General features: G+C 32.2%; 14 protein-coding genes and 1 pseudogene. All 15 read left to right on the top strand.

All coding sequences use genetic code 11. The features are described 5' to 3' along the window. Positions 1–64: 64 nt before the first annotated feature. The 15 genes and pseudogenes from ACUN0F_RS19995 (at position 65) to ACUN0F_RS19925 (ending at position 12,034) form a co-directional block, all read left to right on the top strand. A complete protein-coding gene (locus tag ACUN0F_RS19995; RefSeq protein WP_046954031.1) occupies positions 65–979 on the top strand; it encodes a DMT family transporter in 915 nt (304 codons plus the stop codon). Between the two features lie 138 nt (positions 980–1,117). After that, positions 1,118–2,479: a glycosyl hydrolase family 8 gene (locus ACUN0F_RS19990; RefSeq protein ID WP_445540007.1), complete on the top strand. Its 1,362-nt coding sequence runs from the start codon at positions 1,118–1,120 to the stop codon at positions 2,477–2,479. Between the two features lie 340 nt (positions 2,480–2,819). Further along, positions 2,820–3,278 carry a GNAT family N-acetyltransferase gene (locus ACUN0F_RS19985; RefSeq protein ID WP_001102674.1) on the top strand — a complete coding sequence of 153 codons (459 nt, stop codon included), beginning with the start codon at positions 2,820–2,822 and terminating at the stop codon, positions 3,276–3,278. A gap of 30 nt (positions 3,279–3,308) precedes the next feature. Then, positions 3,309–3,646: pseudogene (gene cutA, locus ACUN0F_RS19980) on the top strand (divalent cation tolerance protein CutA). A gap of 25 nt (positions 3,647–3,671) precedes the next feature. Continuing rightward, the gene (locus ACUN0F_RS19975) at positions 3,672–4,118 is read left to right on the top strand and encodes an NUDIX domain-containing protein (protein ID WP_000790761.1); all 447 of its coding nucleotides are present in this window, start codon (positions 3,672–3,674) and stop codon (positions 4,116–4,118) included. Between the two features lie 199 nt (positions 4,119–4,317). Beyond that, positions 4,318–4,584 carry a heterocycloanthracin/sonorensin family bacteriocin gene (locus tag ACUN0F_RS19970; protein WP_001071391.1) on the top strand — a complete coding sequence of 89 codons (267 nt, stop codon included), beginning with the start codon at positions 4,318–4,320 and terminating at the stop codon, positions 4,582–4,584. Positions 4,585–4,685: 101 nt separating this feature from the next. Continuing rightward, the gene (locus ACUN0F_RS19965; RefSeq protein WP_000288907.1) at positions 4,686–5,702 is read left to right on the top strand and encodes a serine hydrolase domain-containing protein; all 1,017 of its coding nucleotides are present in this window, start codon (positions 4,686–4,688) and stop codon (positions 5,700–5,702) included. Positions 5,703–5,733: 31 nt separating this feature from the next. After that, a complete protein-coding gene (locus ACUN0F_RS19960; protein ID WP_000653370.1) occupies positions 5,734–5,877 on the top strand; it encodes a hypothetical protein in 144 nt (47 codons plus the stop codon). Between the two features lie 283 nt (positions 5,878–6,160). Further along, on the top strand, positions 6,161–7,369 hold the full coding sequence (locus tag ACUN0F_RS19955) for an L-lactate MFS transporter (RefSeq protein WP_000815161.1): 1,209 nt from the start codon (positions 6,161–6,163) through the stop codon (positions 7,367–7,369). Positions 7,370–7,658: 289 nt separating this feature from the next. Then, the gene (locus ACUN0F_RS19950; RefSeq protein WP_000258898.1) at positions 7,659–8,285 is read left to right on the top strand and encodes a cadmium resistance transporter; all 627 of its coding nucleotides are present in this window, start codon (positions 7,659–7,661) and stop codon (positions 8,283–8,285) included. A 179-nt stretch (positions 8,286–8,464) separates the two neighbouring features. After that, positions 8,465–8,881 carry a GNAT family N-acetyltransferase gene (locus ACUN0F_RS19945; RefSeq protein WP_060486801.1) on the top strand — a complete coding sequence of 139 codons (417 nt, stop codon included), beginning with the start codon at positions 8,465–8,467 and terminating at the stop codon, positions 8,879–8,881. A gap of 216 nt (positions 8,882–9,097) precedes the next feature. After that, on the top strand, positions 9,098–9,613 hold the full coding sequence (locus ACUN0F_RS19940; protein ID WP_060486800.1) for a DinB family protein: 516 nt from the start codon (positions 9,098–9,100) through the stop codon (positions 9,611–9,613). A 281-nt stretch (positions 9,614–9,894) separates the two neighbouring features. Further along, positions 9,895–10,338 (top strand): NUDIX hydrolase, encoded by a 444-nt coding sequence (locus tag ACUN0F_RS19935; RefSeq protein ID WP_046954038.1) that lies wholly within the window; start codon positions 9,895–9,897, stop codon positions 10,336–10,338. Positions 10,339–10,368: 30 nt separating this feature from the next. Then, positions 10,369–11,499: a DNA polymerase III subunit beta gene (gene dnaN, locus ACUN0F_RS19930; RefSeq protein ID WP_327974080.1), complete on the top strand. Its 1,131-nt coding sequence runs from the start codon at positions 10,369–10,371 to the stop codon at positions 11,497–11,499. Positions 11,500–11,521: 22 nt separating this feature from the next. Continuing rightward, positions 11,522–12,034, top strand: a complete 513-nt coding sequence (locus ACUN0F_RS19925; protein ID WP_445540006.1) for an NUDIX hydrolase — start codon at positions 11,522–11,524, stop codon at positions 12,032–12,034. Positions 12,035–12,113: the final 79 nt, after the last annotated feature.

The following is a 12,113-nucleotide window of genomic DNA, read 5'->3' as shown; positions in this document are numbered from 1 at the left end:
AAATATGATGAAAAGAAATAATTGGTAATTATAAAGTGGTTGGTTTGAAGGGGGAGAAAAAAACATGAATTATAAAAAATGGGACTTTCGGATTATTTGTGCTCATGCTTTTACGATTTTAATATGGGGGACTGCCTTTCCAGCAATTCGTATGGGGCTCGAATCTTATACACCTGAGCACCTTACTTTACTACGTTTATTAATCGCTTCATTTATTCTTCTGTTGTTTTCTTTTATATACAAGTTACGACTGCCGGATTTAAAGGATATCCCAGCAATTTTTATATTTGGTGCTTTAGGATTTACTTTTTATCACATTGCATTAAACTACGGTGAAAAAACAGTAAATGCTGGATCTGCAAGTTTAATTGTTTCAGTCACACCTATAGTAACGGCTATTTTTGCATCTGTTTTTTTGAATGAAAAAATGAAATTAAATGGTTGGATCGGTGGTGTAATTAGTTTTATAGGAATTGCTTTCATATCATTTAGCCAAGGAGATGCTATTCAATTGAATAGTGGAGGATTATTTATTTTATTAGCAGCGATTTCAGAAAGCTTATTTTTTGTTTTCCAAACTTCTTACTTGAAAAAGTATGGCTTCTTGCCATTTACTATATATACAATTTTATCTAGCACTGTATGTATGCTTATTTTCTCGCCGGGAGTGTATACAGAAATACTAGCAGCTCCTCTTGAAGTGAATATGAGTGTTATATATTTAGGTTTATTTCCAACAGTACTCCCATATATCGCATTGGCATATATCATATCTCATTCTGGTGCTGCTGAGGCAACAAGTTCTCTATATTTGACGCCAGTAACTGCATGTTTTATTGCTTGGATATGGTTAGGTGAAGTGCCGACTTTTGTTTCGATAATTGGCGGAGGGATTACTATACTTGGAATTGTGATTGCTCATATACCAGTATTAAGAAAAGAAAAACATAGGAATTTAGCAAATAATCAATCCGTATAATGTAATTCAATAATAATTTTATGATACTTTTTTATATAATTTCTTTCTTATGTTGATAAATATAATATTTTGTATTTCAGTTAAATATTGTATGTTATATTTTATGTAGTAAGCATTTTAAAAGGAGATGACAACATAATGAATGGAAAAAGAAAAATTTTCACATGTATTTCTATTATAGGAATCGGACTAGCTAGTTTTTCTAATTCTAGTTTTGCAGCAAATGTAACGGACAATTCAGTACAAAATTCTATCCCCGTAATTAATCAACAAGTAGCGACCGCAAAAGAAATGAAACCATTTCCCCAGCAAGTTAATTATGTAGGTGTTATAAAACCTAATCATGTTACACAGGAAAGCTTAAATGCTTCTGTGATAAATTACTACGATAATTGGAAAAAGAAATATTTAAAAAATGATTTATCTTCTTTACCTGGTGGTTATTATGTAAAAGGAGAAATTACCGGTGATGCTGATGGGTTTAAGCCACTTGGAACTTCAGAAGGTCAAGGATATGGGATGGTAATTACTGTATTAATGGCTGGTTATGATTCGAATGCCCAAAAAATCTATGATGGTTTATTTAAAACAGCAAGGACTTTTAAAAGCTCTCAAAATCCTAATTTAATGGGGTGGGTTGTAGCAGATAGTAAAAAAGCACAGGGACATTTTGATTCTGCCACTGATGGAGATTTAGATATTGCGTATTCCCTTCTTCTTGCTCATAAGCAGTGGGGGTCAAATGGATCGGTTAATTATTTGAAAGAAGCACAAGACATGATTACAAAAGGTATTAAAGCTAGTAATGTTACAAATAATAACCGACTAAATTTAGGAGATTGGGATTCTAAAAGTTCACTTAATACAAGGCCATCAGATTGGATGATGTCACACCTTAGAGCATTTTATGAATTTACCGGTGATAAAACTTGGCTTACTGTTATTAATAACTTGTACGATGTTTATACACAATTTAGCAATAAATACTCTCCAAATACGGGGCTCATTTCAGATTTTGTTGTGAAAAATCCACCACAACCAGCACCTAAAGATTTCTTAAATGAGTCACAGTATACAAATGCATATTATTACAATGCTAGTCGGGTACCATTAAGGATTGTAATGGACTATGCGATGTATGGAGAGAAAAGAAGTAAAGTTATCTCTGACAAAGTCTCTTCATGGATTCAAAATAAGACGAATGGAAATCCTTCTAAAATTGTGGATGGTTATCAATTAAATGGATCAAATATAGGTAGTTATCCAACTGCTGTATTTGTGTCACCGTTTATTGCTGCAAGTACAACGAAAAGCGATAATCAAAAGTGGGTAAATAGTGGATGGGATTGGATGAAGAATAAGAAAGAAAGCTACTTTAGTGATAGTTATAATTTATTAACTATGCTATTTATTACGGGAAATTGGTGGAAGCCTGTACCTGATGATAAAAAAACACAAAATCTAATAAATGATGAAACTCAAAAAGGATATGATAAATAACGAGGGCACTGAAAAACTCCACTTTATAAGAAAAAGGATCCCACCACCTACTATATACAGGTGATGGGATCCTTTTAAAATTCAACATATTGATAAAATGCGTGTTATTTTTTCAAAGTAACCACTTTTTCAGTGGCCTCTAAATAACAGGGGTTTCTTTTTAGTAAAAGGAATTAGCACTATGCTAGTTCCTTTTTAATATTTCGTGAAGCAATACAGCTTTACAATTAAATAAAGAAAACTTTAATAAGATCGTGTTGTAGGTTGTTGTCGGAAAAGGGGAAATATGTCACTCTGTTGAATATAAAAATACAACCCATTTATAAAGGAGCCTAAAATATTGAATGTCCAGTTAAAAGTTGTTACGAGAGATAATTGGGAAGATGCTTTAAAGTTACAAGTTAAAGAAAATCAGACGAAATTTGTGCCAGCTGTAGCAGTTTCACTAGCTAAAGTGTATATAAAACCAGATGGTGACAATGTAGAGTACATACCATTTGCGATATACGACGGCAATCTAATGGTTGGTTTTATTATGCATGCTGTTGTAAAAGAAACAACTGATATGTATTGGATAAATGGATTTATTATTGATCAAAAGCAGCAAGGTAATGGTTTTGGAAAAGCGGCATTACAAGAAAGTATTTCCTTAATAAAAAATACATGTAAGGCGTGTAAAGAAATTAGATTAACAGTACATAAAGATAATATCTCTGCAAAGAAACTATATGAACGTTACGGTTTTCAACCATTGGGACATGATTATGATGGTGAGCAAGTATATCGTTTATTCGTTTAACCATTATGAAGTAAAGGTGTGAAATGAAAGATGCAATTTTCAGAAGTGAAAATCGAAGTGTTTATTCCCGAAGAATACATTGAAATATTACGGAATGAACTAAATAGAATTGGAGCTTGTAAAACGGGGAAATATGATCATTGTCTTTCCTATAGTTCCGTGAAAGGATACTGGAGACCATTAGACGATGCATCACCTTTTAATGGGGAAATAGGTCAAATATGCGAAGGGCAAGAATGTAAAATTGAAATAAAGTGTAAACGGGACCTTGTAAAGGATGCACTTAAAGTTATTAACGAAATTCACCCGTATGAACACCTATGATTTATATTATCCCTTTATTAAATGACTATTTTAATCAAATGTAAAGTGAATGACTGGGAGGATTAACAATTGAAAAATAAATTCCATCATATTGTACGAGCTGTTATGTTAAAGGATAATAAATTGTTAGTGGCTGAATATATTGGCCATCATTATTTTTTACCAGGTGGTCATGTTGAAGTTGGCGAATCAGCTGAGAATGCATTAATAAGAGAACTACGAGAAGAACTCGGAGTAAACTGTAGTATAAAACAATTTTTAGGAGTCATAGAAAACCAATGGGAAGACCGAGAAGTTCTTCATTATGAAATCAATCACATTTTTGAAGTAGATTCGCAAGAGTTACATATCGATTTAAGACCAAAATCTAAAGAATCTCATTTAGCGTTTCACTGGATAGATTATAATCAAGAAGCTTTACATACGTATAAAATCATGCCAGCGCCTTCAGTTAAAGAGTTACTAGAAAGAAAATTAAGTGATGAACTACTAAACTGTTGGATTAGCAATTTTTAAATGCCTCTGTCAATAGTAAATCCGTTTGCCAAAAGGAAAGTAAGAAAATAGGCTAAAAAACAAGGTACATCACCTAGTGTAAGTTCATATTTTGTTGATGTACGCATTTAGTCTATAGCCTTATTTCTACTTTGTTTGCAAAAATATATTACTTTTCATATTTGGACGGAATTTATATTTATAAATGGAGGGTTTCATAATGAATCAGTTTCAACAAGAACTACAATCATTAAACCTTAATGATTATCAAACTGGTAATGTTGTTTATTGGGATCAACAGCAAAGTCAATATCCATACTACTACATTCAAGACGATGCACGTCGTTGTGGTGGATGCGGAGGTTGTGGTGGACGCTGTGGCGGATGTGGCGGTAGATGCGGTGGTTGTGCAGGTCGTTGCGGCGGATGTGTAGGCTGTGCTGGATGTTTCGGTTGCTTTAATTGCTGGAACTGGTGGATCATTTAAGTATAAAACATCAAAGCTATTTTGCTTGAAAGAAAGGTGTGAATACTATTTTGCACTTTTCTTTCAAGCTGTAATTTTTATGCGTATTAAGGGGGATTTATTTGTATACATACGATAAGTTAATTTCTTGGGTAGAAAATATAAAAGAAAATAATCATAGTTCTGCAACAGCACTGTGCATTATAAAGGATAATAAAATTGTACTAGAGCATTATAATGGCTATCATTCAAATACATCTACAAGTAAAACAGTAACAGCATCTTCACAATTCAACGTTGCTTCTGCGAGAAAAAGTTATTTAGGTTTAATGGTAGCATTTGCGATTTACGAGGGGAAAATAAACTCTATTGATGATGAAGCGATAAGGTATTTTAAAGACTTTGATTCTGTATTACTTGATAAAACAACGATAAGACATTTAGTAACTCATTCACACGGTTTAGGAGAAACGAATGACGGAACAATTTTTCGTGAATTTGAACCTGGGCAGGCATGGGCGTATAGAGATATAAATGTAAGAATGATAACACGTCTTATTTATCAGCTCTATAGTAAAAGTTTTCCTGAATTATTAAAAGAGCGTGTGTTTACACCTGCTAATTTTCAAGAAACAGGTTGGAGAATTCAGCAAGATGAGAATTTAGTTAAAGTTGTTAATAATCCAAGTGAAGACGCGATTAGTGAAATTGGTACAGTAGATGATGGTACTGAAAAAAATCTGTTTGTCTCAGCTAGAGAATTTGCTTATTGGGGCAATCTTCATTTAAATCAAGGTGTGATAAACGGTAAGCAAATTGTTCCAAAAGAAGTTATAAAAATCGCTACGAGTTTGCAGAGTCCAACATATGTAAATAAAGAGCTACCACAAAATGGCTTGTTTTGGTTCGTTCAAAATGAACCTGCGCAATTAAGTGAACTAGGTGAACGCGTACCAAAAGGATCGTATCAAATATTAGGAATTACAGGACCAACTATATTAGTAATACCTGAATATAATGTAGTTGTTGCGAAAATGTATAATAAAAGATATAACTACGGCGGAGATAATTATTTATATTATTTACGTGAATTTAGCAATTTAGTCGCTGATACATTTCGTAACGGTAATGGGGCATAATTACTCCTATAATGAAAAGGAGTGAGAGAAAGTGAAAGATAAAATGAATAAAAATAAAAAGCAAAACCTTAAAGATGTAAATACAGAACAAAATGCGATTTATAGCGATCCAAAAGATGCGGCTAATATGCAAACGGTACCGCAGCCGAAAGATTTTGATGAAATTGAATATTAATTTTTCGTTCATCCGACTATATGATGAATGAAAAATACGTCTTAAGTCCCATCACATATCAGAAATCATTTGGTAACATATATACATAAGCATTTGAAAATGTCTTATCTTAACAAAGCTTTCTTTAGAAATATCTGATATAACCTGCAAAAGGCACTTCATTATGAAGTGTCTTTTTGTGTATATGAACTTAATTACCATTTTCCGTACAGTATCTTGCAATTTATGATGGATATACTAACTGTGAAAATTCATGTCAAGATAAAAGAAGGGGACAGTTAGTATGAAACAAACCTCTATAAATCCGTTACTAATTGTTCTAGGTACAATTATTGTTCAAATTGGCCTTGGAACAATTTATACATGGAGTTTATTTAATCAACCCCTTGTTAGTAAGTTTGGATGGAACCTCAATTCCGTAGCGATAACTTTCTCCATAACAAGTTTTTCATTATCATTCTCAACCTTATTTGCAGGAAAGTTGCAGCAAAAATTAGGACTTCGTAAACTCATCGCTACTGCAGGGATTGTTCTGGGACTTGGGTTAATACTTAGCTCACAAGTTTCTTCCTTACCATTACTATATTTATTAGCTGGTGTCGTTGTTGGTTATGCAGATGGAACTGCTTATATTACATCACTATCTAATTTAATTAAATGGTTTCCAAATCGGAAAGGACTTATTTCTGGCATATCTGTTTCTGCATATGGAATGGGTAGCTTAATCTTTAGATATATAAACGGAAGTCTTATTGATAGTCTTGGTGTATCACAAGCATTTTTATATTGGGGTATCATCGTCTTGCTTTTAGTTTTAACCGGATCGTTCTTCTTACGTGAAGCAATCGTAAGTAACACTGTAACTGAATCATTACACAATGACTATACGCCTCGTGAAATGATGCGAACGAAACAAGTATATCTCTTGTTTTTTATGTTATTTACATCGTGTATGGGCGGTCTATATTTAATCGGTATGGTAAAAGATATTGGGGTACAGCTCGTTGGACTTAGCACGGCAACCGCTGCTAACGCCGTTGCAATGATTGCAATTTTTAATACGGTAGGTAGAATCGTTCTCGGAACGTTATCAGATAAAATTGGCCGAATGAAAATTGTCTCTGCAACGTTTATTATTATTGGATTGTCAGTCTTTACTTTAAGTTTCATTCCACTAAATTACGGGATTTATTTCGCTTGTGTAGCAAGTGTTGCCTTTTGCTTTGGTGGTAACATTACAATATTCCCGGCCATTGTCGGAGATTTCTTCGGCTTGAAAAATCATAGTACAAATTACGGAATTGTTTACCAAGGTTTCGGATTTGGTGCGCTTGCAGGAGCATTCATCGGAGCACTACTTGGTGGATTTCAACCAACCTTTATTATAATTGGTGTGCTATCTGTTATCTCTTTCGTTATTTCAATATTAATTCGTCCACCAAAAGCAGAAAATAAAAAAGAAACACAACATTTATATCGGAAAGTAGCTTAATTCTGGAAAAGAGTCCTAATAAAGGGCTCTTTTTATATTACAAAATATTTGATTTCCCCTTTTTAATAAATGTGTAGGAAGAAAAGAGTTACTTAATTCAAAATGAAATGATTTGAAAAGTAATAAAGTGATTTATTTCTCAACGAACTAAGTAGCAGATTAGTAAAATATTCATATTGTTTTATAAAGGTACTGAAATCATGTTATAAAACTACATTAACCACCTTTGTTATTAGACATGTAATTCATTTATATACCATTATTTTATTATAAAGGTAGTTGACTTATATTGGTTACAACCATAATTTCCTCTTTTATCGCATTCACTTCAACAAATATTGATGACATTTTTATACTTCTTGTTTTATTTTCACAAGTAAGGACAGAAGTAATTAAGAAAGAAGGTAGAAATGTCCGAGAAAAAACTAAGGTGAAAGAACTTTATATTGTTATTGGACAATATTTAGGATTTAGTTTAATTATTTTTCTGAGCATCATTGGTTCTTTAAGCTCTTTTTTCATTCCTATATCTTGGATTGGGTTATTAGGATTCGTGCCAATTTATATGGGAGTGAAAGGACTATTGTCACTTCATTCTTATAAAGGTATTGAAGTCATTGATAACGCTTCTAGTTCATTATTTAAAGTAGCTTCGATTACATTAGCTAATGGTGCTGATAATATTTCAATTTATATACCGATGTTCGCTAGTCAAAATCTTAAAACAAATATTGTTACATTAATTATCTTTTTTTGCATGATAGCAATATGGTGTTTTATTAGCTACAAATTGATAAGAGCTCCTATTTTAGCTAAAGTACTTGAGAGAAATTGTCATATTATCGTTCCAATCGTTCTAATTGGTTTAGGAGTGTTCATTCTTATCCGCAGTAATACAATTGAATTATTGTACTAATATGTTGAAACTTAGATTAAAAAGAATCAGACGCCATAAAAAGCTGTACTACAGATAAAATGTAGTACGGCTTTTCTTTATTTTAGTGAAATGAAACAGTGCTCTACGACTATTAAGTTAGACAGGATATTACGATTATTAAATTGAATAGATACTTTAAAAGGAGTGTGCTACTTAAAATGAAAATAGTAAAACAATGGGTCCAAGAAGATAGTGATTACATAAGAGAAAAAGTAATTGAATATAACCAAAAACATATTTCGGATGAAGAGAAAAAGCCTTCAGAAAAAATTAGTTTTATAGTGAGAAATGAAAAGGAAGAAATTGTAGGCGGAATAACTGCAATTACATTTTGGCACCACGTACATGTCGATTTCCTTTGGATTTCTGAAGAGTATAGACACGAAGGCTACGGAAGCCAATTAATAAAGCTTATTGAAGAATTTGCAATTGAACAAGAGTGTAGGCTAATCAATTTAGATACTTTTAGCTTTCAGGCACCTGCGTTTTATAAAAAGCATGGATATAAAGTGATTGGAGTAAGTGAAGATCATCCGAAAGGACATAATCATTACTATTTAGAAAAACGTTTATAAAGTGTATATTGAATTAACATTAGTATTTTGAATACAAATTTATCCTTTTGGATTATGCATTTAAAGGAGAATCTTGAGTGAATTCATATTTAGAGGCACTTCTAAGGCAAAAAAAGATCGAAGTGGAATATTAGTTACGGGAAACTAATTATTTATAGCGAATATACCTAAAATAGGCATCTAAATATATGCATTCAGATGAAGGGGGGAAATGTTATGAATTCATTTGTAAATGATAGGTTTGATGAAACGAGAAAACATCTATTCGAGGAAATTATGATATTGGATGATGCTCAATTCAATAGTAAGCCAGACAAGAATAAATGGAGTATAGCACAAGTATGTCATCACTTAGTTTTATTGGATAAAGTGGTCATAAAGGTTATTTCATCTGGCTTAAAAAAGATTGATAGTACCCTAAAAGAGCGTCGAGAAATCCGCTCTATATTACAAGATAGATCGCTAAAATTTGTAGCTCCAGGAATGATTGAACCAAGTTTAGAACCATTTGAAGTGGAGAAAATAATCGATATGTTAAACGAATCGAGAAAAGAATTAATGCGTTTCCTAAGTACAATAGAAGATGAATCTATATTAACGAAAAAATCAGTGATGCATCCAGCTCTTGGAGAATTACTTCTTGATCAGTGGATAGAACTGATCTATTTGCATGAACAGCGTCATATAGAACAAATCAAAGAGATAAAACTACTTTGTGAAATTGGGAAGTAAAAAATCTTTGGCTATTAACAAAAAATACGGGTCTCATATGTATACTTTTAAAATCGATCTAAAGAAACGTTAATTTGGAATCCGTTTGTTATATAAGTCTAACCTCGTCTCAAAATAGGAGCGGGGTTTTTACTAATTGAGGAGTTATTCTGGCATTTTCATTTAGTATTAATTTAATCAATTTTTATTCTAATACTTCGGGAACTTACTATTAAAACAAGTTAATGATAGAATGATAAATAGACAGAAAATTCCTTTTAGTAAAAACAGAGGAGGTACGTATGAAAAAAGTAAATGTTACATATGCACTTTTATACGATAAAACAAATGAAAAGATCTTAATGGTAAAAAACAAAGGGATGAATGGTTCGTATTACACGCTACCAGGTGGTGCAGTTAAATTAGGAGAAACGTTAGAAGAGGCAGTAATTCGGGAAGTGAAAGAAGAAACCGGGCTACATATAACTGTAAACGGTATTTGTTACATTAGCGAAGCTTTTTTCGAAGAGAGAGGTCACCATGCAATTTTCTTTAATTTTTTAGGTGAAATAATTGGCGGAGAGACAAATATATCAAGGCCAAAAGAAATCGAAGAGATTACTTGGATGGAATTACATAGAGCAGCACCGCATTTACGTATACCAGAACATTTACTAAATATAGTACAAAGTAAAGAAACTGTACCTTACTTTTTTAACGGGACAATCGCTCATCAATCTTCATAAAATTATCATTTCATGTAAGGCGGGGAAAAAATGGAGTTTATCGTTAATCATAAACATTTCACTCAAGCACTTTCAGAAGTAAGTAAAGCTATATCTACGAAAGCTATAATCCCTATATTATCCGGTATAAAAATAATTGCAGATCAATCTGGAATTACTTTAATCGCAAGTAATTCAAATATTTTCATCGAAAAATTTATCCCTAGTTCAAACGAAGACGATCAAATTACAACTGTATTAAAAGTAGGAACTATTGTAGTACCTGCAAAATATTTTATTGAAATTATAAAGAAAATGCCAAGCGATGTATCATTAAAAAGTACGAATGAGCAAATAATTACGATACAGTCAGAAGAAATCACATTAAACTTAAATGGACTTCCAGCATATGAGTTTCCGAATGTACCACTTATAGACGATCATGCAAACATACAAGTAGAAACAGAACAATTGATTGAAGTGTTTAAACAAACAGCCTTTGCAGTAGCTAAAAATGAATCTAGACCTGTTCTTACCGGTGTTCATATAGAGTTAGATCATAATAAATTAATTTGTGTAGCAACTGATTCACATAGACTTGCTATACGCGAAACGATAATTTCTACAGATGTGAAAGCAAGTTGTATCGTACCAAGTGCAACTATTAGTGAACTTCTAAAGTTAATGAGTAGTAATTCAGAATTCGTATATATCTATCTTTCAGAAAGTCACATTATTTTTACATTCGGTACAACTACATTATATTCAAGACTAATTGAAGGAAAATATCCTAGTATATCTAGTTTAATTCCAAATGACTTTCAAACAGTCATTAACATAGATAGAAAAAAGATTTTACAAGGTGTAGATCGATCAAGCTTATTAGCAAGTGAATGGGCAAATAACAATGTCAACTTAGAAATCATAAACGAATCCACAATTAAAATTTCTTCTAACGCTTCTCAGATTGGAAAAATATCCGAGACACAACAGATAGATGCGATTCAAGGTGAAAAACAATTAAATATATCTTTCGATGGACGATTTATGATAGATGCTTTAAGGGCGATAAAAGAAGAAACGGTTACGTTAAGCTTCAGCGGTTCTATGAGACCGATATTAATTGAAGCAGGAACACAATCTGCAGCAGTACATCTTATATCTCCAGTAAGAGCTTATTAATAACAAGGGAAGGAATCACATTATGTACAAGCACACTTTATGTTTTATAAAGAGAAATGAAGAGATACTTATGTTAAATAGAGAATATGACCCTGTAAAAGGATTATGGAACGGGGTAGGTGGAAAGATAGAAAAGGGAGAAACACCTTTAGAAAATGCGATTCGTGAAATAAAAGACGAGACTAATATAGAAGTTACGCATGAACAAATTCAGTTTAAAGGCATTATTAAGTGGGAGGACTCATCTTACTCTGGTGGTATGTATGTTTATTTAGTAGAGCTACATAATGAATTTACATATCACACTCCAAAAAAAGTATCAGAAGGAATTTTAGATTGGAAAGAGATTTCTTGGATTCTAAGTGACTATAATTACGGCGTAGGAGAGATGATACCTAAATTTTTACCGGATTTACTCCACACTGAATTAATATTAGAGCACAATTTTGTTTTATCTAATCATAAATTAATAGATTATAGGAATGCGGAATTGATTAAGCAGGATAGTTCTATAGATAATATAGTTCAATTATAAAAAGAAGGAATTGTAATCTATAATACACAGCAAAATAATTATTACTCAAATGATTCGAAAAGTAGCTAAGGAGAAAATT

This window comes from Bacillus sp. 1A, assembly GCF_052682215.1.
The sequence above is the reverse complement of the archived record's forward strand: the minus strand, read 5'-3'. Positions and strand labels throughout refer to the sequence as shown.